Raw genomic sequence first — 26480 nt, 5'->3', positions numbered from 1 at the left:
ATGATGAAAGGGTTAGTAAACTGGGAACTCCTCCATCGCAATCGTTTTGCAATGCAAGGAGATCCTAAAACGCCAGGAATTGACTGGAACACTATTACAGAGATGTACGATGGCATGGCAAAACTTGAAAAGGCTTTTACCCAAAAACAGGTGGATGCTATGATGATTACCAAAGATGACACGGTTGTGGACATTGGCTGCGGCCCTGGACGTTTAACTGTTCCGATGGCAAAAAAAGCCAAATCGGTGACGTGTGTGGACGCGTATGAAAAGATGCTAGAGCGTTGCATGCACAATGCTAAACATGAGGGGCTTGATAATGTCACGCCTCTGTTTCAAAGCTGGCTTGATGAGGATGCGGTCTCAAAAATTGGCAAGCACGACATCGCCATAGCTTCGCGCTCCGTGGGCATGTTTGATCTGATTAAACTCAACCAACTCGCAACCAAATACGTCTTTGTGATGAGTTTTGCCAATGCACCAAGCCTGAGGGAAATTCAACTCGATTTTTTAGAAGGCATTAGCGATATTCCCGCACCCAAACCACGCCCCGATGCACGCATGTTTGATTATAACGTGACGTTTAATATGATCTACGACATGGGTGCCAATCCTAGTGTTGTCGTGTTGGACGATGGATTTGAGCGATTTTACACCACCAAAGAAGACGCGTATGAAGATTTACGCTTTTTAGGAACGATTTTGCCTGAACACGAAGAGCGGTACCGTGCAAATGTTGATCGCTATTTAGATGTATTAGAAGATGGGCGAATACATTTGCTTCGCACAACCAAAACCTATGTGATGTGGTGGAAACCATGCGAAATCAAACTGTAATACTTCGCGCTATTCTTTTTTTAGCGTGTTTACTTTTGGTTTCATCTGGTTACGCCGATGAGGGGTTTCGCATGGTTAAAGACAGCGACGCAAAAGAGGTCGCTGTTCCTTTACATATAAAAAGAGTCACCCCACTCATTGGCGCATTTGCACAGGTGACATGTATGCTTGGCGCTGAGGGAAAAATAGCCTCCAGTGTTCCCAGACTCTCGGAGATGTTTTACACCATTTTTCCCTCAGTAAAGCAAAATAGTGCAAGCACCAATCTTTCCTCCAGTATCGAAGCACTCATCGCTTCTAAAACACAAGTCGTCTTTGGCCCAACATCGTTTTTTCTTAGTGAAGCCAATGTTGCGCAACTTCAAGCTTCAGGCATCACGGTTGTCAAGATCAGTAGCTTCGCAACCATAGAAGAGATCAAAGAGAGCATACGTCTTATCGCGGAGATTTTAGGTGAGGATGCCCCTCAAAAAGCGCAAGCGTTTAACCGCTACTACGACACAATGCTCCAAGAGGTGCAAAAACGCACGTCCACGGTTTCACACAAGCTCGCTGTCTTAGCGCTGAACTTTTCAGCAGGCAATTACTCCACGATCAATGACAATGACATTGGCGCGCAGTACATCAAAATCGCAGGTGGAAACAATGTTGCGAGTGATTACGCGGTTGACACAAAAGAGATGGTGAAGATCATCAACGCAGAACAGGTTTTGGTCTGGAATCCTGATGTCATCATCACGAACAGCAACCCCAGTCGCGATGTCATTGTAAGCAATCCCGCTTTTCAAACACTGAGTGCGATCAAAAACAAACGCGTCTACGTCGTTCCCACAGGCGTTTATCTTTGGTCGGTTCGTAGTGCCGAAGGGGCTCTGCAACCCTTATGGCTTGGGAAGATGTTTTACCCTGAACGCTTTGCCGATATTTCAATGGAGCAGGAGGTGAAGCAGTTTTACAAAACGTTTTATCACTACGAAGCATCGGATGCGGAAGTCAAAATGATTTTAGAGGGCGCTGAGAAAACGTTGCTTAGGTAGCTTTACATGTAAAGATTTATTTTTCCTTAAATTGTTTTCGTGATACTTTTATGTAACTTTTATTTTCTTTAAGGGATCTTGTACATAACTATTGATAGAATTGTAAGTATAAGCGCTGTATCGGTACATAATAGAGTCAAAATAGCCTAATTTTAATACACTCGATCCCTATCCCCCTAATGTTTGAATTTATTTTGAGAAAAGGAAGAATTTAAAAAGCATATGAAACGTATTAAAGTCCTCAAAGCTTATTTGATTATCTGGCTCTTCATTCTTTACATTGTTTATACAAATGCTGAACTCCTCACTGTTTTCTTCATGGCAACGGTTATTTTTAGTACCTCAATTTTAGGTTTGCTCATTGTTGGAACCCTCTATCAAATAGTGAGCGGCTATGGCATCATGATGTTGGGTGGAACGTTTGGCGCACTTGCGTATAAAAAAACAGGGTATGAATTTTACATTAAAAGTATCGATTCTCTTTTGCCTGCGAATATTGCCCATATGCTGATCACTCGAAAGAGCCAACAGCAGATGCTTTTTACCCAAGACGAATCTCGTAATATTATTGATTGGCTTGATAGTAAATTTCGCAAACAAAAATCGTATATTAACTTTTTTATCAATACGTCTATGTTGATTGGTTTGCTTGGTACCTTTGTGGGACTGGTTGAAGCGATTGATAATATGGGGCAAATTATTTTAGGGCTCAATGGCGATATTGATATCAAGCAGATTATGCAAGATTTTTCAGGACCACTTTCGGGTATGGCTATTGGATTTGGTGCTTCCCTTTTTGGTGTTGTTTCTGCTGTTATTTTAGGCATCAATGGTTACATTCTGTTTCGATCACAAGATACCTTGATTAGTGGCGTTGAGGATTGGTTAAAAAACAGAATTATTGATATAGCACCTGAAGCGTTAGGTCAAGCGACGACTGGTTCAACCGTTGCTTTGCCTGAACAACGTAGAAGTTTCATTGACCTTTTCCTTGAGCAGATGACGAGCTTTACACAGGAAGTTTCAAAACTGACACAATCAAATGAAAACTTTCATGTAATGGCGCAAACGCTCTCTTCTATCAAAAATGTGATGGAAGAACAGCATCAGACATTGCAAACCATTACCCATCAGCAAAGAGGGTATGAAGAAAAATTTGATCATCTTGTGACGCATATTATCCAAAGAGATAAGACATTAGAGGTACACTATGATCAAGAAGTCGTTATAAACACCCAGCAAACAGAGCTTTTAACACAGCATGCGTCATCCCTTCAAACCATTAGCCGTACACTCGAAGATACCAGCCATAAAATAGATGTTCAGCAAACCACGACGCAATCCTTGGTAACCCTGAATGAGCAAATCTTACATGTAAACGAAGAAACCCATCAACGATCCTTCGTAGCGGTTGCAGAGCTTAAAGACAGTATGTCGCATGAGAGTGAAAAAGTGATTCAGACGTTAACTCAAAACGAAAGTAAATTAGGTCAGATGATTGAACGGGTTGTGGAGACAAACCATCAATTATCAGAAATCTTTACACACGTGAGTGCGAGTGCTCAAACACTCTCCTTAATCGCGACAACCCAAAATAGTCAGTTTGATGAGAGTGTCCGCGCGTATGCTCAAATGCAACACCAGCTTGATACGCTGGATGTAACGCTCCATGAAGAGATAAAATATGTAGAGCTTTTCACGCATCAATCACGTGAAGATAGCCATCAAATGATCCTTAACCAAGAAAATGCCTATCATCTTTTTGAAGGGATACATAGCTCAATCGAGCAAACACAGCAGACACTTGCTCGTGTGGGTGAAATACAAGAGACATTTAAACTCGAATCATTGAACGCTTCGAGTGATCTTCGTGGAGCGATTGGAGAGGTTGAACATGCCATTAGTCGAAATAAGCAGTCGTTAGAATCTCTTTTGGTGGCACACGAAGCTTTTCATGCCAGCTATGTAGAGACTCAAAAAGAGAGCCATGAGACACAAAAAAATAGTATGGTGCAAGAGAAGGAGCTTCTTGATACGGTCGTATCCAATCTTTTAGCACTAGAACAAACAGCGCAGCTCTCGTTAGCTCAAAATAAGGCATTTGAAGAGACCTATTTTATTCAAAGTGCTGAAAGTGCGCGTAACATGATTGCTCAACTGAGCCAGAAAATTGAGAGTACACAACATCACGTGGTTCTTATGGAGCAGTCACTTAAAAATATTGAAGATATTATAGCGCGCCTTGATCAACAAAATACACTTCATGGCCCCAGCGTTGCGGACGAAATCAAAGGCTTTTTTGGCTCTTTGTTTACGAAAAATCAGTAAATAAAACAAATAAAAAACGTAGGAAAGTAAATGGCTGCTAGTTCTGAAGATGGAGAGATGAATCCCTATATTTCATATGTTGATCTCTTCTCTTCTGTTATATTGGTTTTACTCCTTTTTGTATTGATCATGTTTGTTAATGTTGGTTACTACATGCAGTTTACCTCAAAAAATGCCAAACAAGACGTTCCTCAAGAGATGACGCAGAATATGGTTGTGCCTAAAGAATCTCCAAAAATAATCTTTTCATCTGCCAAAATAAATCAAAAAGACCCAACGGTGCAAAGTAGTACCGATGTGGGTGAAAATACATTGAGTAAGCAAAAGGACACATCAAGTGTTGTTGAGGTAAAAGAGTCCGATCTTTTAATTGTCTTTAAAAACAACGACTATTTCCCACAGCAAAATGCACTGAGTCAATTGGTTAAAACCATGGGAAAAATAGCAAAAGCAAAACCGAATGCCCAATTTGTTATTAGCGTAGGGGATACAAAAAAACTGATAAGTTCAACACAAGCAAAACAAGTTTCCATAGGCAGAATTTTGAGTTTAAAAAATAAACTTGAGAGTATGGACGAATTTAAAAATAAAATCCACGTGAGTTATAAGCAACAAAGCACCAATAATTATGACTTTGGGTATTTGAAAATAGATGTTAAGTGAGGAATAGAAGTGATGGTTAAAAAGGTAAACGTTTTTTTTGCTCTGTGTCTATGCTGCAGTTTTTCTTTATCGTCCCTTTTGGCACTTGATTCACAAGAGGATGAATCTCAAAAAGATATGATTGCAAAATTAAATAATTTTTTAACGCAAAAAGACTCTTCTTCCATCGACACCAACAATGTTACGCTAAAGCAAGCGGTTGTGACGGCAATTAAATCAAATTATCGCATTAGGCAAGCACAAGAGCGTATTGTGCAGGCTGATTATTCGACGCAAGAAGCGTATGCCGACTTTTTGCCCCAAGTCGATATTGCATCTACTGGAACACGTAAAGATAACCGAGGATTTGATGAGCAAAAATACGAACAAGCCAGAGGTGATTTGACAACAACCTACAATCTTTTTTCATCCGGTATGCACAGTGAAACGGTTGCAAAAACAAAAATTACACGCAAAGAACAAGAAGAGCGCTTAAAAGGGACACTCGAAGAGGAAATATCCAAAGTTATTGATGCTTATTTCAGTGTTGCCTACGGGAGTATGGCAGTCGAAGTCAATAAAAATAACTACGATAAACTGTTGCGAATTCTTGATATCGTAAAAATAAAAAGAGAGTTAGGCGCAGCAACCGTAGGAGATGAAAGTTCTATTCAGGCGAGTGTTTCTAATGCCAAAACAGCACTGATTAATACGGAGTCCGCTTACAATAATGCCAAAGATTATTATGAATTTCTAACCCATGCAAAGGTTGAAGATCTGACACCAACAGAGCTCTCCTTTGAAACGAACCTTTCTGCGTTTGATGAGATATTTGAAGAGATTAAAAAACAAAATACGGATTTAAATATCCTTGAAACTCAGATTAAAGGTAAGCAAAAAGAGATTGTGATCAATAATGCAACCCAAGGACTGAAAATTGATTTTTCAATGACAAATTCTAAGCGATTTAAAGATGATAATTTACCCACGACAAGCCCATCAGAGGGTCAAAACAGTGATTTTATAGCCGAGCTTACTTTTAAGATCAATTTGTATGATGGAGGACGAACAGAGGCCAAGTCTGCTAAATTGTTAAGTGAAACATCAGCATTAATTTATAACCTTGAGTACACAAAGCAAGATACAAAATGGAATTCCCAAAAACTGTTTAATTCAGTCCAAACGAATGTTAAAACGATTGATACCCTAAGTACAGAGATAGACGCGAGCCGTAGAATGGCGGAGGCTTACTGGGAAAAATTTAGGCTTTCGAGCCAAGATCTCGTGACACTGCTTCAAGCACAACGGCAAGTCAATAGTGCTGAATTGGAAAAATTAAGAAGTGAAAAAGCGCGTGTCGTTGATTATTTCTCTCTGCTTTCTAAGCAAGGCAAGCTCGTAGAATATTTTGGCTTTTAATAGATGAAAACAACTGAACACTTAAAATTACACAATAACAGCGAGAAAGAATAACGTGGTACACGAAGCGATTGAAAACAATGTACATTCACTGATTGAAGCGGGTGATATTTTCTTACGAGAATTAGACTTTAAAACGGCGATCACGTGTTATGTTAAGGCACTGGAGTATCCTTTGGATGCAAATGCCTTGCGAAGAGTCTATACTAATTTAGGCGTTGCGTATAAGCGCGAAGGTTTATTTGAAAAAGCCATTGCTACTTTTGAAAGAGGCATCGCATTGGATGACTCCTATGTTCCCTTTTATTCGAATCTCTCTTCTGTTTTGCGACTTCAAAAACAGTATGCCAAATCGGCGCAAATGCTATGGAAAACCATCTCAATTACCCATAAGCTTAATGACTACATTACCTTGGTTGAACTTTTAAAACTTCTTAAAAAGCCTGAAGAAGCTTTACGTGTGTCAAATGAAATTGTCAAAAAATTCCCTAACGAGTATGAAGCGTATCTTAATTTAGGGAATCTCTTTGCCTCTTGGAGGCTTTTTCAAAAAGCGGTTGAACCCTATAGTAGAGCCATCAGACTCGCTCCTGATAAAACACAAGCGTATAATAATATCGGTGTTGTGTATAAAGAAATGGGAAGGAACGAAGAGGCGTTATTTGCATACCAAAAAGCCTTAGAACTCAATCCAAATGACTCGGCCGCGTTTAACAATTTGGGTAACTTACGACGCAATATGGGTGATACAAAAGGGGCAATTGATTATTTAAAGCGTTCTATTACCCTGAATCCAAATTATGCAGATGCTTACAGCAATTTAGGGGCCGTTTATAAAGAGAACAAAGAGTTTGATCGTGCTATTTTCTATTATCAAAAAGCGCTGGCATTAAATCCTGAGCATACGAATGCCAAATTTGATATAGCCTTGATGGATCTTTCTAACGGTCATTACGAGAACGGATGGCGTGGATATGAGTATCGCTTGAAAATGAATGAACTTCTTGCCAAAACGCATGTCTATACATCTCCCCTTTGGCAAGGCGAATCGCTTCAAAATAAAACGATCATTCTTCAGACGGAACAGGGTTTTGGTGACACTATCATGTTTATTCGTTATGCTCCTTATTTTAGCGAACTTGGTGCAAAGGTCATTGTGCGAACACGCGTAGAACTCGTAGCGCTTTTTCGGTCTATCAAAGAGGTACACGAAATTATGTGTGAAGAAGATCCTTTACCAAAGCATGATTTTTACCTTCCTTTACTCTCCTGCCCCCAAAGGTTTAAGACCCTTTTGCACACCATACCGCGTAAGTTTCCCTATTTAGGGAGTCCCGAAAAGAGTCAATTTTCCTTTGATCAAAAAAGTTTACATGTAGGCATTACGTGGAGTGGTAGTCCTACCAATAGAGGTCATAAAGATCGATACATTGGACTTAAGATTTTAAGTCAACTTTTCGATGTGGAGCATATTACATGGTATTCCTTACAAATCGGAGAAGATAGCCATGAAATCCAATCGTTACATCTTCACGATACAATTATCGATAAAACAGAGCTTTTAACAGATTTTGCGCAAACGGCGGCATTCATCGAAGCGTTAGATCTGGTCATATCTGTAGACACTTCTGTTGCTCATTTAAGTGGTGCTTTAAATAAAAAAACATTTGTGTTACTTTCAAAACCTGCAGAATGGCGTTGGATGCAAGAGGGCGAAACAACACCATGGTATGAAAATTTAGTCTTATTTAGGCAAGAGAAAAGAGGTGATTGGCAAAAGCCAATTCTGCAGATTAAAGAAAAGTTACAAGGTCTCGCCAATGCCTATATTTCGGATCAATCAGTACCCTGAAGTCACTTTGAAGAGAGATCTTAGAAAGAGAATGCTATGATTTATAGTATAGGTATACTGTATAAAGAGATGAAAAATATGAATGGAGAAAATAATGTTTAGTATGATTTTAAAGCTTCAGGCACTTTTTGAAAAGCTTAAAAAACGCAAAGCTCTTTGGTTTACGACGATTACCACCATGGCTCTTTTAGGTGTCCTTAGTACCTTATATTATTTAAATTCCATGCCCCATCGAGCAACGAAAAATCTCTATGAATCCACCAATACAAGTTATTTTAATGATTTAGATTCAAAAATTAATGATTCATTATTTAATCTAGAAATTATTGGAAGTATGTTGCTTTCAAACCCTGATTTTAAAGTGGCATTGAGTTTACAAGATAATATTCCGGCGATGATGGAGAAGTTAAATACGTTTGATACTCATTTAAGGGTGGTCGCAAAGAATGATGTCACGCTAGAGATCTACACTAAAAATTTAGTCAAAATAGCCTCTTCTTCGTCTACTCCTATTTTAACACCCGATGTGTATGATTCTGAAGAGTTGCAAAAAGTAGTGACAAGCAATCAGCCTTTGAGTGGTATTGGTTATGAAGATGGTCAAGTCTTTTTAAGAGCACTTTTCCCCATCCCAAATGGTATTTTAGAGATTAAGCGTCCTGCTGATTTTTTATTTGATACCTATGCTGCGAGTGGCAAAATTTTTCAAATTTTACTGGATAAAGATACGTTGGATATGAAAAAACTGCAATCGTTCAAGTATCAGAAAATAGGTAAAAATGAGGTCAGCGTACAGTCCAAAGTGGATAACGAATTTTCACAGAAAATTGCAGATTTGGATTTTGAAAAAATTATAGCCGATAAATATCTCTTAACCGATGACTATTTTATTTTAGCAAAACCTCTTTTGAGTAGTAGCGACAAAAAAGTGGGTGTTATTATTGTTGGGGAAAGTCTTGCGAAAGAAAATGGCTTGCCAAAAATGATCAAAAAAATATCAACAGGACTTACGACAGCTGCACTTGGTTTAGTGGTTGCATTATTAGTTTTAATGATTTAATCGTATGGTTTATGGCGGCACATTCTTTAATCATTTTTGGAAGAGGGAGGAATAGACAATGGCAGAGACATCTGAAATAAACTATAGCAAGAGCACTATTAGTCTCAAAAGCCCCCCTCAAAAGGGCGAAAATATCAATCTCTTTTTACGCCCAGGCGATGAACTCTCTTTAGCGATTGATATTTCAAAAGCAACACTGCAAATTGTAGGAGGCGATGTTGTTGCAAACCTTCCTAATGGAGGACAAATTACCTTCGTTTCATTAGGAATGATGGCGTTTGAAAGTAATGCGCCTGTTCTCAAACTTTCCAATGGTACGATTTTACAGATTGAGCAAATTTTAAATCAAATCCATGATATTGGGCAAGCGCCTAAAGATAGTATTCTTGTCTCTGGTCCTGTTTCGTTGGAAAGTGAACATGAAAAAACGTTGCAGAATGAACAATCAAAAAAAGAAGAAGCGCCTGTTAATGATTACAATGCCTATTATAGTGATCCCGTCCCGTTTATAAAACCCAATGATGATGTTAGTTCAAAAGAGAATAGTGGCAAATATTTGCAAGAAGCCGTTACAAACTACACAAGTGATAATACGGCAGTTGATGATAACAGTGAAAAAAATAAATCAACGGATGACCAAAGTAAATCGAAAGATAATGTTGCAGATGTTTCAGCCGCACTCTCTTTTGATATTGGGTTTTATCAAATTGAGAGTTCGGATACTACAAGCTCAAATGTTACAACCGTTTTAGGTGGAACAGGAAGTGCCTTAGGCAATGTGAGTAAAAGTGCGGCGGCTCAGTTTCAAGCAGAGACACTGGATTATCGTAACGATGCTTATTCAACAGTGATTACGGCAGATAATTCTAATTTAGTCAATGCAACGTATCTTACAAAATTGGTACGACTCACCGTTTCGCAACCAATAGGATTTGCAATTACTGATATTACGATTTTGGGTCTTTCCAATGGTTTTCAGATTTTAAATGCAGACTTTACTTCGGCTAATTCAACGGATGGAGGATGGAGCCTGAGTGCAGGTACAGGGTTTACTTCAACCCTTACCGATGGTGGACAGATTATCGAATTTTATATTCGCTACGAGCCATCTTCTGCCAATATGATACTTTTGAATGATTATTTGATGAAAGTGAGTTTAACGTCTGTCTTTGATATGAGTAATGTTCCTGCCGCAAATCAATCAGACGTGGTTGTCCCTGATTTAACAACATTACATTCTTATAAAGACATAGGCGTGATTGTTAAAGATGTTACAGGCGAGTCTGATTATACGTATTCTGGAAAGTATTCGACTGGATTTGTGCTTGACACAACGCCAAATGATAATATCATTTATACCTCAAAGTATGATTCTACCGTTTATGGTGGCCTTGCAAGCGACACCATTTATGGAAGTATTGGAAATGATACCATGAATGGCGATGCTGGAAATGATACGCTTAGCGGTGGAGCTGGCACAAACATTATCGATGGTGGAGAAGGGATTGATACCATCAGTTATGACTTTCTCACCAAATTCAGTGATGATTTCTTATTTGCTAATCAAACCTTTAGTAATGATAGTAAAGGCATTATCGTTGATTTACAAGCAGGGATCGCAACCGGAAAAACCGTTTACGATAGTAACACCGGTGATGTCACCGCGGGTGAAACCTCTAAAGATATTGCTGATTCCTTAAGTGGAATAGAGTATGTGATTGGTTCAAAATACGATGATACCATTCGTGGTGACAATGAGGCCAATAAGCTTTCAGGCGGGGAAGGAAACGATACCTTAGAGGGAAGAGGTGGTACTGATTGGTTAGATGGTGGCGCTGGAAATGATTGGCTCATTGGCAGTACTGATGATTATATGATCGATGGTGGCGATAATACGGATACGATCGATTTTTCAAATAATTCTAATGGTATTACGATCACGCTTAATAATTCTGCGAATGGATCACTCGGCAATATTGGCAGTACAACAGCAACGACGATTATCAAAAATGTTGAAAACGTTGCTGGAACGCAATACAAAGATATTATCAATGGGGATAATTCAGACAATCTTTTAATTGGTGGCTATAATCATAGTGCTGCAGCCGTTACCGCAAATGATGATACGATCAATGGAGGGGCTGGAGCTGATACCATTGTGGGTGATATGCAAGTGGATTCGGTGATTGTTGGAGCCCTGTATGGTGGAGATGATGTTCTCCAAGGTGGAAGTGAAAACGATAAAATCTATGGTGATTCTGCCCCTGTTTCGAGCAAAACCGTTGTGGAAGTTTCTGCAGATCAAAGTGTAGAGTTTATTCGCAATATCGATACCAATGCAACGCTCGCAACGATTTATGGTGGTAATGATACCTTGCAAGGTGGTGCGGGGGATGATTATATCAATGGGGGAAGTGGGTATGACACCGTTGATTTTAGCTCGTCAACTTCCAAGGTCTATGTCAACCTCAACCTAAATTCTGCGGTGGGTGAAGGAAGTGATCAAATCTATAATGTTGAAAATATTATAGGTTCTAGCTCTAGCTCTAGCTTGGGCGATACGCTTGTTGGTAATGCCCTTGCTAATACGATCGTTGGAAGTTTGGGTGGAGATACACTAAGTGGTTTGGATGGCAATGATACGCTGGATGGAAGAGTGGGAAGTGACTGGGTTGATTACAGTTATGCTTCGAGCGTTACGGTTAATCTTGCGAATGAGAGTGGTAGCGTTTCTATAAGTGATACCGATCGTCTCATTTCAATTGAAAATGTGATTGGCTCCAGTGGAAATGATACACTCTCTGGCTCACAAGGTGTGGTAAATACCCTTTTAGGAAAAGGGGGCAATGATCTTTTCTATGGTTATTTTGATGGCGATACCTTCGATGGTGGTAGTGGAATCGATACAATTGATTATGTCAATATCAGCGCTAAAATCAATGTAACGTTGGATGGATCCAGTAATTCTAGTGACAAACTCATCGATATTGAAAATATTTATGCCTCTTCCAATAAAGATACCTTAGTGGGAAACAGTGATGCCAATATTCTTGATGGACGAGGTGATGCTGATACCTTAAATGGTATGGCAGGTGATGACACGCTGTACGGAGGCGATGGCAATGATACGTTAATTGGTGGATTGGGTGCGGATCTTTTGGATGGTGGGGCAGGTTCTGATATGGCTGATTACTCTTCTTCCAATGCGATTACCGCCAATTTAACAACCAACAGTGTGATTGATGGCTTAGGGGGTACTGATACACTTGTGAGTGTTGAAATGATCAAGGGTTCTTTATACCAAGATCATATGACCGGTTCTAGTAATTCAGATACGCTCATTGGTATGGGTGGCAATGATACCTTTTATGCAACACTGGGAAATGATCTTTATTATGGTGCTGAGGTTGGCGTCGCAATAGATAGTTATCAAGACCGTATTGATTATTCCACGTTATCCAGTATCGATAATATCTATGTTGATCTCTCTTTAAACAAAGTTTTTTTAAGAGATGCTTCCAATGCAACACTTTCAACCGATACGCTCTATGGCATTGAAGAGGTCTATGGAACCGTTGGCGATGATACGATGATTGGAGGAAGTGGTGCTTCTAATACCCTTTATGGTGGCGATGGGAATGATACGCTAACGGGCAATTTGGATGGTGATTATCTTGATGGTGCGAGTGGGGTTAATCTGGCTGATTATTCAGCACGTACAGAGAGTTTAACCGTTGATCTTTCTACTGCTTCTAAAAATATTTATAAAACAGGTACTTCTCCTACAACAACCAATTCAGATACACTCAATAATCTTCAAAATATTAACACAGGCAGTGGCAACGATACGATTACTGGTAACAGTGCCAATAATACAATCAAAGCAGGTAGCGGAAATGATGTCCTTTCGGCTGGACTAGGGGATGACTTGCTCTATGGTGAAATGGGCAATGACACGTTTATCGGCGGTGCTGGCAATGACACATTCATCGGTGGCACAAGTATAAGCGTTGATAGTGGTAATGACACAGCAGATTATACATCCGCTCTTTTTAGTATTAATGCAAATCTTGCAACTGGAACCGTCGTAGGTAATGCCTCAACGGAAGGTACGGATACCCTTTATGGTATTGAAAATATTATTGGCTCTTCTGGGGATGATACGATACGAGGTAAAGTCGGTGTTGTGAATACGCTCAGTGGTGCTGGGGGAAATGATACCCTTTATGGCGGGCTGGATGGCGATTATTTAGACGGCGGAACAGGTACCAACAGTGTTGATTATTCCAGTGAAAGTGCCAATATCTCAATTAATTTGTCCAACAGCCAAGCCAACTACACAGGCTCTGCTACCTATGATACCTTGGTTAATCTTCAAAATGCAATCGCCGGCAGTGGTAATGATACGCTCATGGGTAAAAGTGGAACGATCAATACGCTTAAAGGAGGTCTGGGAAATGATCTTCTCACAGGTAATTTTGATGGCGATATGTTGGAGGGTGAAGATGGTACGGATACTCTTGCGTATGGAAGTGAAACGGCATCGTTAAGCGTTGATCTGAGTGTGCAAAGTATCGCAAAAACAGCGTCTTTAGCCAATAAAGACACTTTTAATACTATTGAGTTTATTCAAACAGGCTCAGGTGCCGATACGATTACGCAAAGTGCTAGTTCGGATACGAAGTCCTTTTCCATTGATGGTGGAAGTGGCATTGATACGATTGATTACAGTACCCTTTTAGAAAACATCACGCTCACATTAGCAGGATCATTGGATGCAACAGTTGTTGTCGGAACCGCTGGTGGTGGAAATGATGATGTTATTCGAAACATTGAAAATGTCAAAGGCTCCAAAGTTTCCGATACCATTACGGGTGATACGCTCAGCAATATCATCTATGGCAATGAGGGTACTGATACGCTCAGTGGTGAAGGTGGAAACGATACTTTATACGGTGGCGCCGATAATGATACCTTATACGGTGGTGCTGGTAGCGATAATCTGTATGGTGATGCAGGGGATGATACGATTGTCATTGCATCTGCAGACATTGATGGCAGTTCGGATCGTTATGATGGGGGAACGGGAAGCGATACGATCGACTATAGTCTTTTACATGTAAACGAAAATTTGACGGTTACTTTAAATGGCTCAAGTGCGGGGAGTGCGATAACCAGTGGTGCAACAATTGGTGCTGACGCGCTTTATAACATCGAAAATGTTGTAGCAGGCAGTGGCAATGATGCTCTAAATGGCGATTCTCAAGCCAATATCTTGATGGGGAATGCAGGTGCAGATACGCTCAAAGGTGGTGCGGGTGCAGATACCCTTTATGGCGATGATAGTCTCAATGCCTTAATCGGTAATGACATTTTAGAGGGTGGCGATGGTGATGACATCCTCTATGGTGGTGGCGGTGACGATACCCTAAGAGGTGGCGCTGGAAATGATACCTTTAATGGCGGTAGTGGAATTGATACCCTAGATTATTCAACCGCAGGTGTTGCGATTACCGCGACATTAAATAGCACTTTGATTACGGGTGAAGGCGCTGATAGTGTTGATATTACCACGATAGAAATTTTAAGAGCGGGCAATTTAGCCGATGTCATTACGATGGCAAACAGCGGTGTCTTATCAACCATTTATGCCGGTGCTGGAAATGACATTGTCACAGGCGGAAGTCAAGTCGATACCCTATTTGGTGAAGCAGGCAATGATACTCTCAAAGGTGGCTCTGGGGCTGATAACCTTTTCGGTGGTGATGGTGATGACCTTTTTTATGGCAATACGGATGGTGATGTCATTACTGGCGGTGAAAATGGCGAAAGTAATGGCGATACACTAGATTTTTCAGATGTTGCAACAGCGTTAGTGATTAATATGGCAATGGGTAGTGTAAATACGAATGCAAGCACCTTTAGTGAAATAGAAAATATCACCGGTGGCACGGGTAATGATACGATTTACGGTGATGACCAAGCCAATACCCTTAAAGGTGGCGCTGGCGATGATACCATTTTTACCAGTGTCGGGGTTGATTACATTGATGGGGGTAGTGGCTCTAACGATTGGATAGATTTTTCTGCTATCACCACGACACCGATTACGATCAATTTATCCACACAAAAAATTATCAATGATGGCTATGGCAACACTGAGACCATTGTGAATGTTGAAAATATCAATGCAGGGAGTGGCAACGATACGCTCTATGGCGATGGCATGGCAAATACTATTTATGGTAATGCAGGAGCGGATACACTCTCTGGTAACGATGGCGCGGACTTACTTTACGGTGGTATGGGTAATGACAGTTTAGACGGCGGCGCCGATAATGATACGCTCTATGGCGAAGATGGTAGTGATATACTCGTTGGTGGTTCAGGCAATGATAGTTTAGTGGGTGGCGCTGGCGATGATAGCTTTATCGGCGGTGTTGGTAATGATGTTTTTGTTGGCGGTGATGGGATCGATATTGCCGATTACCGCAATGCCACAGCCAAAATCGTCATTGCCCCCGATGCTACCAATGGAAATGTCCTCTCTACAGGCACACTAAGCACTTCTGAGGGAACCGATACGATCAGCGATGATGTTGAAATCATTTATGGCAGTAACGGTTTTGGCGATACGATTACGGGCAATGATAATGCGAATACCCTCTACGGATGGGGCGGTAATGATATTCTCTCAGGTGGCGCGGGGGATGATGTTATTTACGGTGGCGATGGAAACGATACCATTTCAGGAGGCATTGGCGCAGATACGCTCAGTGGCGGTAATGTTGGTAGTGCAAGTGGAACCGATACCATTGATTATTCTGCTGATAGTGCAGCTGTTACTGTAAATCTAAGCTCAGGATTGACAATTAATGGCGTTGTTCAAAACAGTGCTGTTGATGGCAGTGGTGCGGTTGATAGTGTCACCAATTTTTACAAAGTTTTAGGGTCGACCTATAATGATACCTTGATCGGAAATAGTGGTTCGGATACTCTTCACGGTAATGCGGGTGATGACTGGTTTGTTATGACAACGGGCAATGATACCATTGACGGTGGAGCTCATGATACTTTGGGCGATACCATTGATTTTGCTCAAATTGGTGGTTCTGTTATTGTGAATCTTTCAAACAGCAATGCCACGGGAAGTGCGGGTGTTGATTATATTACCGGTATTGAAAATATCACAGCCACCCTTTATAATGACACCCTTACGGGTGATAGCAATCGCAATACCATTGTTGGTCGCACAGGCAATGATACGATTTATGCAGGAGCAGGAGCGGATCTCCTTTATGGAGATGATAATACCAACGCTTTAGCCACAGGAGGCACTGAAACGGGTGCCGATACGATTTGGGGAGAAGTAGGCGCTGATACCATTTATGGCGGTAAAGGGGATGACTCTTTATACGGAGGGGACGATAACGATATACTCTATGCTGGAGAAGGCAACGATTTTATTGAAGGAAACGCTGGCACCAATACGCTTTATGGCAATGAAGGCAATGACTATTTTAGAGTCCACGAAGGCAATGATACGATCAGCGGAGGAGACGGTATTGATACGGTTTCGTATTATTATGCAGGATCTTCTATTAGCGTAGATATTTCCAACACTTCCGTTCAAACAACAGGTGGTGGAGGCAGTGATCGTTTTATTGCCGAAGATATTGAAAATCTTGAAGGCTCAAACAATTACGACGATACGTTAACCGGAAATAGCCTTGCGAATATTATTCACGGTTATGGAAGTAACGATACCATTTATGGCAATGCCGGTAGTGATACATTGTATGGAGATGATGGTAATGACATCCTTCATGGTGGGAATGACGGCGATACCCTTTATGGTGGAGCTGGGAGTGATCAACTGTATGCAGAATCAGGGAATGATAGTGTCTATGGAGGTAGTGGTAACGATACCATTTATGCTTCCTCTCTAAGCGATGGTACTGATTTTTACAATGGCGAAGGTGACAGTGATACGGTGGATTATTCTGCTCTCAATGGCGTGATTACCGTTGTACTTAATGGTGCGACCAATGCAACTGTAACGCTCAGTGGTGGCGATACGGATACGATTGTTAACATCGAAAACGTTACAGGTGGCAGTGCTAATGATACACTAAGCGGAGATAGTAACGATAATACTCTTCTGGGTAATGCAGGCGATGACACACTCAAAGGTGGCATAGGCAATGACATCCTTAATGGTGGCGATGATGATGACATCCTTATGGGTGGTACTGGAAGCGATACGCTGATAGGTGGAGCAGGCAGTGACTGGATTGATTATTCCGTTGATGGCATTGCAGAAGCCGCCAGTACGGATCTACGCACTACCTCAAATACGCAGTATATCTCAGCATCGCGTGGGAACGATCTTATCAGTGGAATCGAAAATATTAAAGGAACGGCCTATAGCGATTCGTTTACTGGCGATAGCGCTGTTAATACTATTTACGGCGAAGATGGTAATGATGTCATTATGGGTATGGGTGGTAACGATGTCCTTGATGGTGGCAATGGCGTTGATACCGTTAGTTATGTCAATCAAAGTAAAATCAATGTCACGTTGAATGATTCGGGAACAACAACGGTTTCGGTATGGAATGGTTCAAGCTTTGTGGCAGAAGATACGATTAGTAATTTTGAAAATATCAGTGGTTCGGACGTTACGGCTACATCCTCTAATGCAGATATTATTTATGGCAATAATGCCAATAATAGCATTTGGGGAAATCGTGGTAATGACAGTTTGTTCGGCGATGAGGGTAATGATTATCTCGATGGTGGTTCTGATAATGACATTATCGCTGGAGGAATGGGTGCTGATATAATTGTGGGTGGCGATGGTAATGATATTCTTCGTGGTGGAGGGAGCTCTGTTACAGGAGCGAATACCGCAGATGGAAGTAGTGACATCCTTTATGGTGGCAATGGAAGCGATACGATTTACGGTATGTTAGATAGCGACACCTTGTACGGTGGCGATGCTTCAACGGATACGAGTACCGATATTCTAAGGTATGATGAATTAAGCGGCAAAAATATTTATGTCAATCTCTCAACCAATGTCGCCTATCAAATCGGGAATAGCAGTGTTAAAGATACCATTAGTGGATTTGAATGGGTCTTCGCAGGGACGGGTGATGATAGCCTCGTTGGCAACGCTTCAAGCAACACACTCGTTGGTAATGGCGGTAATGATACGCTGGAGCGAGGAACGCTTGGTGGAACGGATGTCTTGTATGGCGATGATGTTGCAGGATCATTAAGCGGAAACGATACTTTTTTAATGAGTAAAAGTGATCTCACCAGTAATCTTACGATGATTGGTGGATTAGGCGTAGATACGATACAACTCAAAGATACGATAACGACAAGTGATAATCCACTCTTTACGAATGCTTTAGGTATCGAAAAGATACAACTTTTTACAGGCAACAATACCGTAACGATTGATTTTAACGATGGAACCCTTTTGGGTAGTAGCGGGGATGATATTTTTAAATACACCGCCACGACGTTTGATAGCCATGATACACTTGATGGCGGAAGTGGGGTGAATACACTTCTCTTTACGACCGCAGGAACACTTACCGAAGCGATGTTTACGAATATGTCAAATATTCAAAAAGTTCAACTGGCGGATGGCGGTGGAAATGCCATTACTTTAGATGCCAGCAGTAAAGGCGTTACGCTATTGGGTGGTAATGGTGCTGACATCTTTAACTATAGTATCAGCACACTCAGTAGCAGTGATACCCTTTATGGAGGTGCTGGAAATGATACGCTGAGCTTCCTTGATACAGGCACAATTGATGCTGCCAATCTTTTACATGTAAACGAAATTGAGTACATTCAGCTTGCTACTGGAACCAATACTTTAAACATTGGATCTGGGTACAGCATTCTTGGAAGTACCTCAGATGACACGATTATCGGAGGTGTTGGATACAACAATACCGTCAATGCAGGCAATGGTAATGACACCTTTAAATTTGCACTTGCAGATTTTACAGCGGGCGATATTATTAACGGTGGTCTTGGCGTCAATACGCTTGAATTTACCGACAATGGAACGATAAGTGCGATTGCTGGAAGCTATACCAATATTCAAAAAATTCAATTTTCTTCTTTGGGCACCAATACGATTACCCTCAATCTTGATGGAATCTCCCTCATTGGCGGTAGCGATAATGATACATTTAATTATGCCATTGCCAATTTAAGCAGTGCAGACATTATTGTTGGTGGCTCAGGTATTGATACGTTGGCATTTTCAAACAGTGGGACGCTTGATGCTTCTTCGATGTTTAACTCTGTGAGCGGTATTGAAGTGATTCAGCTTTCAAGTGCGGGAATCAACACCGTAACCAATTTTTCTAAAACAGGGGTTTCACTCGTAGGCGGAAGCTTCGCAGATACGATCACTGGAACCAGTGCTGCCAATACGATTTATGGTGGCAATGGCAATGACATCATCAATGGTGGCGGTGGAGCGGATCTTTTGTATGGCGATGATGGGGATGACACGTTTAATCTCAGCATTGCAAATCTCACGTCGGTTGGTACATTAGTTGGTGGTAGTGGCAATGATACGATTGTGATGAGCGATGCAGGAACGATTACGACGACTAAAATTGACAGTTCGGTTGAATTTTTACAACTTGCCAGTGGAACCAATACCATTAATGTGGGTAATATTTCCGTTCTTGGTACCAGTGGCAATGATACGATTATTGGTGGAAGTAGCGTTAATAATACACTCTATGCAGGAAATGGAGCTGATACCGTTGAATTCGCACTGGGTAATTTAGCGGCGAGTGATACCCTTGATGGTGGTGCTAATACCGACATCCTCAAAATAACAGGAAGCGGTACGCTGGGTGGAGCATTGTTCCAAAACGTCACTAACTTTGAAACGCTCAATCTCTCCAGTTTTAGCGGATCGGTAACGCTTGATAGCAGTGCTATCAACAAATTTGCTACGATTGATGGCTCTTTAGCATCGGGTAGTTTAATCATCGATATCTCTTCGTATACCAATGCCGTTAGTGTCACCACAGGCAGTAGTTCCGATACGATTAGCATTACAGCAACGCAAAGTGCCGTAATTAATGGGGGCAGTGGCGTCGATACAGTGCTCATTACCGATGCTATCAGTGGTGCAGGTGGTATTAGTGCAGCCCTCAGTGGTATAGAAATCATTCAACTTGCTAATGGTGGCAATGATGTGGCATTGGATTATAATAACGTTAGCCTCATTGGTGGCACTGGTGCAGATATCTTTTATTATACCGTTGCTAATTTTAGTGCCAGTGATAGTGTCAATGGAAGTAGTGGCACCGATACGCTTTACTTTACCACAGGTGGAGCCATTAGTGGTCTTGGCAGTAATGTCACCAATATTGAAACGATCCATTTCTCCGATTTAGGTAACTCTTTAACCCTTGCCAGCGGTAGTTACGATGTTTTAGGTGGCAGTGGAAATGATACACTAACCGTTTCAAATGCAAGCGCCATCCATAGTTTTGATGGTGTGAGTGGAACCGATAATCTCACCGTGACATCAACCATGGATCTAAGCAGTGTAACGCTTTCAAATCTTGATACGTTAAGCATCAATAGCGGTGTTGCTTTAACGATGAACTCATCCCAAGTTGATCAATTTAGCACGATTGCTGGAAGTGGTTCCTTAGTAACAACGCTGGATGCCTCGCTCGATATGAGTGTAGCCACCGTATCAGGATTAAGTGGAATTACTTATAATGATACAATAGGTGGTCATTCTATCTCAGGTTCAAGCAGTGTGACTGAGACCTATAATCTTTCCGCGGCAAGCAGTATTGATGGTAATGGTGGAACCGATACGGTCAATCTTTTAAGCACCATGGATATGAGTGGAAAACTTCAAGATATTGAAGCACTGAATCTAAACAGTTACGATGCAACGATCACGAGTAGTGATGATGCTAGTTTTGCCCTGAGTGGAACGGGAAATTTAAGTATTAATTTAAGCGCCACTGGAACCTACGATGCTTCAAGCATTACGGGTAAAGGTGTAACAATCAACGACACAACAGGGGATGACACGATTACGGGGACGGGACAAGATGATCTCATTCATAGCACAGGTGGTGCTGATGTGATTCAAACAGGAAATGGCAATGATCAATTGGTTTTAGATTTTAGTAACTTAGCATCATTTGACCATTTTGATGGAGGAAGTGGGAACGATACGGTCAGTATCACAGGTTCCAACGCATCTGTTTTAAATGACTCAACACTCTTTAGCAATATCGAAACCTTAGACATTAGTAATCTTGGACTTGATAGTGGTTTAGGTCTAAGCATCAATGCGTCATCTTTATTTGCATTTGACTCTTCAACAACTGCGAGCACTATGTTAACACTGGATGTGGCAAATAGTGGAACAACTGTGAGCAATATCTCCTTAGATAATGTCGCCAGTGTGAATGGTGTTACGGATGCCGATCACTCATGGGCTTTGAGCGCTACAGGTGATTATACGATTACAACCACCAATAACGAAACACTTTATATGCATGTTGTTTAAAGGAAAAAAAGTGCAACAGCACGACACGTTAGTAGAAGTACCTTTGCATAAAACAAAAGATAGATTACTCCTTTGTTTTAAGTACATTCTTGATTTTTATTATGGGGATGTCTCTTTTGAGACCATTCAAAATATCTTAGCACACGATCATAAGCAGGTGACTGTCGATGATTTGAGATACGGTTCCAAAGATTTTGGGTTAGAGTTTGAGGAGATAGCACTCTCCTCAGATATGGTGCATTCCCATGTTTTTCCCTGCATTGTTATCTCTGACAATGAAGAAATCGCTATTTTGAGCTCTTTTGAAGAGGAGACGATCACGCTTTTGAATCCTCTAACGCATGAAAAAGAGTATCTGAGTATGGAAGCTTTACAGGCACGATTTACAACGCTGTTAACTTTTTTTAAAGATATTGCTTATAAAAATATCTTAACGCATCCCGAAAAGAGTAAAGAGTGGTTTTGGAAACATCTTTTAGATGCAAAGTCCGACATTATTCGTGTGGGAATTCTAACGGTTTTTATCAATCTTTTTATTATTTTAATTCCCATGTACGCGATGAATGTCTATAACAGAGTCATTCCTAACTTTGCAACCGAAACACTGTTTGTTTTAACCCTTGGCGTAGGGCTTATCTTTATTTTTGATGCACTGTTTAAGATGGTGCGTGTTTATATCTTAGAGAGTATGGGAAAGCGTATTGGGAGTGTATTGGAAGAAGAGGCATTGAAGCGTTTGCTGCTGATTCAAAGCGGGCATGACCAGCTTCTAGCAGGCTCTAAGGCGAATCTTTTTAGAGAGATTGCCCAAATACGCGATTTTTTTATGTCAAAGAGCATCGGCACCGCACTTGATCTGCCTTTTGTGGTGCTAACCCTTTTTGTCATCTACTTGATCTCTCCCATGATCGCTTCCATGGCACTTGTATGTGGATTGATTATTATTGGAATTAATATGGTGTTTCAGATTACCATTTTTAGCTGGAGCAAAAAACTTTTTAAAGATGGGCAGATGAAGCACAACTATCTGTTTGAAACCATTAAAGGCATCGAGACACTTAAACTGACCAATGCCATTACAAAACGACTTTTTAAGTGGCGACAGCTTGTTAGTTTTTACAATTTTATCAATCTTAAAATTCAGATGCAATCGAATCTTGCGATGAATCTCTCCGCTATTGTCATGCAATTAGCAACGGTTTTGACGTTGGTCATTGGTGTCTATGAGATTCAAGATAAAACAATGACGATAGGTGCTTTGGTTGCTTTAGGTATTTTAGTAGGGCGCGCGATGGTGCCTATTGTTCAAATATCTACGATTTTGAGTAAGTACAAAGAGTTCAAAGAAGCCCTAGAGTCGATTAATCATTTTTGGCACTTGCCGTTAGAGACACAAAAATCGATTGAGATTGGCATACAAAACCTTAAGGGCGATATCGAATTTAACAATGTCAGCTACACCTATTTGGGTTCTAAAAATCCTTCACTTCAAGCGGCAACTTTTAAGATTAAAGCAGGTGAGAAAGTAGGGTTTATCGGACGTACTGGAGCGGGTAAAAGTACGGTTTTACGACTTCTCTCAGGACTTGATGTTGCACAATCAGGCTCTATTTATATTGATGGGCATGAGATCAATACGATTCACCCTGTGGAACTGCGTTCCCATATAGGCATTATGCCCCAAGAGCCTTTTTTGTTTTCAGGCACACTCAAAGAAAATATTGAGATTGGTGTCAATATTGGCAAAGACAGACTCATTAAACTGCTAGCTATGACGGGACTTGAAGAGTTGGTGAAACGCTCAGGCGAGGGTGAAAACTTCCAAGTTGGCGAAAATGGCAATCGCCTCTCTGTGGGGCAACGTCATCTTGTCGGACTGGCACGTGCCTTGATTAGCGATCCTTCGATTGTTATTTTGGATGAGCCTACAACGGGTATGGACGTGGGGCTTGAAAAAGAGATGGTGGAACACCTTAGACCCATGATGGAAGATAAAACGCTGATTGTCATTACCCATCGCTTTGCCGCATTGGATTTGGTTGATAGAGTGCTTGTGGTTAATAATGGTCGCATTGTTGCGGATGGCGCTAAAGATGAGATATTAAAACAGTTGCAAGGCAAACCAGCATGATAAACAGAATGATGATTGAAAAACGCTGGAATTATTACATCACGGTCGTGCCTATTGCTCTTTTTTTCTTTGTTTTTTTGATCTGGGCGGCATTTAGTGAAATTGATGAAGTGGTTCGTGGTAATGGAAAGATTGTTCCCTCTGGGCAAACCAAAGTCCTTCAACACATGGAAGGTGGCATTGTCTCTGAAATCCTAGTGAAAGAGGGACAAAATGTTGCCCTCAATCAACCCATTTACCAGCTAAACCAAGCCTTTTTTACGGCAGATATGAAAGGGAAAGATCTTGACCGTGTCTCTTTACAAGCTAAAGAAGAGCGCTTGATGAGTCTCATTGATGACAAAGAGTTGGTATTTGATAAAGCGTTGGTCGAACAATACCCTGAGATTGTTGGAAATGAGATGCAGATTTTTAGGAGTGAGAAGCTCAATAATTCGGAACGTCTCAGTGGCGTGCAACAAAAAGTAGAACAGCGACAGTATGAACTCAAAGAGTTAGAGAGTCGGCAAAAAAACCTCATGTTAGAGCTCAATATGGCACTTGAAAATACGACGATTGCTGAGCAGTTAATGAAATCAGGCGCTGGGTCTCGCAAAGAGTACCTTTTTGAGATGAGTAAAAAACAAAATCTCATTACCCAAGTCGATGAGGTGAAAAATCTCATACCCGTCACGCAAGGCAAATACAAAGAGGTGATACATGAGTTAGGTTCGGTTCGCTCTGACATTCAATCCAAATTGCTCAATGACCTCAAAGATGTGCGTCTCAAAATAAGTCAACTTTCCCAACAAACGGAAGCAAGTGTCGATAGAACCAAACGTCTTCTCATCACCTCTCCTGTCAATGGCATCGTGAATGTGCTCTATTTTCATACGGTGGGTGGCACGATCAAATCTGGAGATAAGGTTGCTGAGATTACACCATTGGAAGAGGGTTTGATGGTCGAAGCCAACATCAAAGCGGCTGATCGTGGTCGCATTTGGGTCGGACAAAAAGCAAATATTGAAATTACTGCGTATGATTATGCTCGTTATGGCATGATTGAGGGCGAACTTGTTTCGATTAGCCCCGATAGTTTTACGACGCAAAAAGGAGAGATCTTTTATGCCATTAAAATCAAAGCATTCAAAGATCGACTCGGTCCAAACTTGCCCATTATGCCAGGAATGGAGACGGGGATTAATATTATTACAGGTAAACGAACCGTGCTTGGGTACATTTTGCTTCCATTGAAACGAATGAGCAAAAATGCGATGTTGGAGCCGTAGTTTTTGAATTAGTAAACTTCGTCATGTGCGCCGATGTCGAGTAGTAGAATGACGTTATCCACAATCATGAAATCCATAATAATGCGATACTCAATGTTAATCGAAATAGAGAAATACTCACTTAAATTCCCTTTGAGTTTATGAAGGCGAAGGGAAGGATGGTACGGGTTTTCTTGAAGCGTACGAATGGTCTTTTCATAACGCACTGCCATATCTTTATGAGATTGAATAAATTTACGAAGCCGCTTTTTGTAGCTTTCGCTTAAACGAATTTCATAAGCCATTGGCGATAGCTCTTACTTCTTTGAGGTGCTCCTCGACATCTGTCGTGTACTTGCCTTCCTTAATCTCTTGCATCGTCTCTTCATAAAGTCGGTCAAGCTCCAAGGTTCTCAACTGCTTGTAGCGCTCAATGTCGATGACTACATACTTGTTTTTCCCCCGCACATTGATGACCACTTCGCTCACGCTCTCGAAGAGTTTGTCAAGCAGCGTGACCCCTTTGGTTTTAATGTCATTGGCTGATACGATCATAAGAGTATCCTTAATAGTACGATTTAGCGTATTATAAAGAATACTTTTGGAAAGTTGGCTGAGAGATTGGGTTTACATGTAAGAATAATTTACGATGGTGGAGTATTCTTAAAATACTCATCAAGTATTTGGTAAAACGTATCAGAGTAGGGTGTTTTGATAAAAAAGATTTTAATTTCATTATCTTTTTTATCGTATCTACCATCCATCGTATTCGCCGTTTGTAAAATTCCAAAACTACAAAATTTATCTATTGCAAAAATATAATGTTCATCTTCTAAGGGAATTGAGATAAAAGGAGCCATACTATTGAGCTTTTTCTCAGATGGATGAATATGTTGTATAGCAAAATAATATATTTTAAAATCTTCATAAGTGAAAGTATTGATGTTTGTAAAAAGTGAAGATTCATAATAATTGAGCGAACCGTTTTTGATTTTATTTGCCCAAAGTTTAGCAAGAATAAAAATAGTGATGCGATTGTCAGCATGAAAGTTTTTAATAAGCATATTGCTAAGAAATTCTCTATCAGATTGAAATTGTGAGTTGATAAAATCTAAAAGTTCTTCATCGTTAATCTCATTATTTGCTAAATCAAGAAGTAAATTATCAAACTTCTCTTTTATATAACCTTGATGGCTTTTGATAATAGTTTGTACAAATAAAGAGAGTGTCCCACCTGTTACAAAATCTATTACTTGATAGGTATTGTTCAAGTTTGCTTTTGCTTTATTTCCAATTTTTTTAGGTAAAGATTTGATATTCATAAACAACCTTTTTAGC

General features: G+C 40.6%; 13 protein-coding genes. 10 read left to right on the top strand and 3 right to left on the bottom strand.

All coding sequences use genetic code 11. The features are described 5' to 3' along the window. The 10 genes from SHALO_RS13040 to SHALO_RS12995 all read left to right on the top strand — a co-directional run bounded on the left by SHALO_RS13040 (position 1) and on the right by SHALO_RS12995 (position 25163). Complete coding sequence (locus SHALO_RS13040; protein ID WP_238585248.1) at positions 1-837, top strand: class I SAM-dependent methyltransferase; 837 nt, start codon at positions 1-3, stop codon at positions 835-837. Next, positions 819-1874, top strand: coding sequence for an ABC transporter substrate-binding protein (locus tag SHALO_RS13035; RefSeq protein WP_145923264.1), 1056 nt, complete (start codon positions 819-821; stop codon positions 1872-1874). The genes SHALO_RS13040 and SHALO_RS13035 overlap by 19 nt, the downstream gene beginning before the upstream one ends. A 222-nt stretch (positions 1875-2096) precedes the next feature. After that, on the top strand, positions 2097-4202 hold the full coding sequence (locus SHALO_RS13030) for a MotA/TolQ/ExbB proton channel family protein (RefSeq protein ID WP_069478898.1): 2106 nt from the start codon (positions 2097-2099) through the stop codon (positions 4200-4202). Between the two features lie 30 nt (positions 4203-4232). Next, positions 4233-4865, top strand: coding sequence for a hypothetical protein (locus SHALO_RS13025; protein WP_069478897.1), 633 nt, complete (start codon positions 4233-4235; stop codon positions 4863-4865). A gap of 117 nt (positions 4866-4982) precedes the next feature. Beyond that, positions 4983-6263: a TolC family protein gene (locus tag SHALO_RS13020; RefSeq protein ID WP_158513726.1), complete on the top strand. Its 1281-nt coding sequence runs from the start codon at positions 4983-4985 to the stop codon at positions 6261-6263. Between the two features lie 55 nt (positions 6264-6318). Continuing rightward, the gene (locus tag SHALO_RS13015) at positions 6319-8115 is read left to right on the top strand and encodes a tetratricopeptide repeat protein (protein ID WP_069478895.1); all 1797 of its coding nucleotides are present in this window, start codon (positions 6319-6321) and stop codon (positions 8113-8115) included. 94 nt (positions 8116-8209) lie between these two features. Further along, positions 8210-9175, top strand: a complete 966-nt coding sequence (locus SHALO_RS13010; RefSeq protein ID WP_069478894.1) for a hypothetical protein — start codon at positions 8210-8212, stop codon at positions 9173-9175. A 58-nt stretch (positions 9176-9233) separates the two neighbouring features. Further along, positions 9234-21764, top strand: coding sequence for a beta strand repeat-containing protein (locus SHALO_RS13005; protein WP_069478893.1), 12531 nt, complete (start codon positions 9234-9236; stop codon positions 21762-21764). A 10-nt stretch (positions 21765-21774) separates the two neighbouring features. Further along, on the top strand, positions 21775-23895 hold the full coding sequence (locus SHALO_RS13000) for an ATP-binding cassette domain-containing protein (RefSeq protein ID WP_158513725.1): 2121 nt from the start codon (positions 21775-21777) through the stop codon (positions 23893-23895). Next, entirely contained in the window at positions 23892-25163 is a 1272-nt protein-coding gene (locus SHALO_RS12995) for an HlyD family type I secretion periplasmic adaptor subunit (RefSeq protein WP_069478891.1), read from the top strand. The genes SHALO_RS13000 and SHALO_RS12995 overlap by 4 nt, the downstream gene beginning before the upstream one ends. A gap of 8 nt (positions 25164-25171) precedes the next feature. Here the strand turns inward: SHALO_RS12995 and SHALO_RS12990 are convergent, their stop codons facing one another. The 3 genes from SHALO_RS12990 to SHALO_RS12980 all read right to left on the bottom strand — a co-directional run bounded on the left by SHALO_RS12990 (position 25172) and on the right by SHALO_RS12980 (position 26464). Continuing rightward, positions 25172-25447, bottom strand: coding sequence for a type II toxin-antitoxin system RelE/ParE family toxin (locus SHALO_RS12990; RefSeq protein ID WP_069478890.1), 276 nt, complete (start codon positions 25445-25447; stop codon positions 25172-25174). Next, complete coding sequence (locus tag SHALO_RS12985; protein WP_025345883.1) at positions 25437-25697, bottom strand: type II toxin-antitoxin system prevent-host-death family antitoxin; 261 nt, start codon at positions 25695-25697, stop codon at positions 25437-25439. The genes SHALO_RS12990 and SHALO_RS12985 overlap by 11 nt, the downstream gene beginning before the upstream one ends. Before the next feature lie 89 nt (positions 25698-25786). After that, on the bottom strand, positions 25787-26464 hold the full coding sequence (locus SHALO_RS12980; protein WP_069478889.1) for a hypothetical protein: 678 nt from the start codon (positions 26462-26464) through the stop codon (positions 25787-25789). Positions 26465-26480: the final 16 nt, after the last annotated feature.

Source organism: Sulfurospirillum halorespirans DSM 13726, assembly GCF_001723605.1.
In the GTDB taxonomy this organism is placed as follows: domain Bacteria; phylum Campylobacterota; class Campylobacteria; order Campylobacterales; family Sulfurospirillaceae; genus Sulfurospirillum; species Sulfurospirillum halorespirans.
This window is presented reverse-complemented; position numbering and strand designations above follow the sequence as displayed.

Bases quoted from the DNA above. Each gene is read 5' to 3' on its own strand.
- SHALO_RS12980 (WP_069478889.1), bottom strand. From the start codon at position 26,464: ATGAATATCAAATCTTTACCTAAAAAAATTGGAAATAAAGCAAAAGCA.
- SHALO_RS13005 (WP_069478893.1), top strand. From the start codon at position 9,234: ATGGCAGAGACATCTGAAATAAACTATAGCAAGAGCACTATTAGTCTC.
- SHALO_RS13025 (WP_069478897.1), top strand. From the start codon at position 4,233: ATGGCTGCTAGTTCTGAAGATGGAGAGATGAATCCCTATATTTCATAT.
- SHALO_RS13040 (WP_238585248.1), top strand. From the start codon at position 1: ATGATGAAAGGGTTAGTAAACTGGGAACTCCTCCATCGCAATCGTTTT.
- SHALO_RS13030 (WP_069478898.1), top strand. From the start codon at position 2,097: ATGAAACGTATTAAAGTCCTCAAAGCTTATTTGATTATCTGGCTCTTC.
- SHALO_RS13020 (WP_158513726.1), top strand. From the start codon at position 4,983: ATGATTGCAAAATTAAATAATTTTTTAACGCAAAAAGACTCTTCTTCC.
- SHALO_RS13035 (WP_145923264.1), top strand. From the start codon at position 819: ATGCGAAATCAAACTGTAATACTTCGCGCTATTCTTTTTTTAGCGTGT.
- SHALO_RS12995 (WP_069478891.1), top strand. From the start codon at position 23,892: ATGATAAACAGAATGATGATTGAAAAACGCTGGAATTATTACATCACG.
- SHALO_RS12985 (WP_025345883.1), bottom strand. From the start codon at position 25,697: ATGATCGTATCAGCCAATGACATTAAAACCAAAGGGGTCACGCTGCTT.
- SHALO_RS12990 (WP_069478890.1), bottom strand. From the start codon at position 25,447: ATGGCTTATGAAATTCGTTTAAGCGAAAGCTACAAAAAGCGGCTTCGT.
- SHALO_RS13010 (WP_069478894.1), top strand. From the start codon at position 8,210: ATGTTTAGTATGATTTTAAAGCTTCAGGCACTTTTTGAAAAGCTTAAA.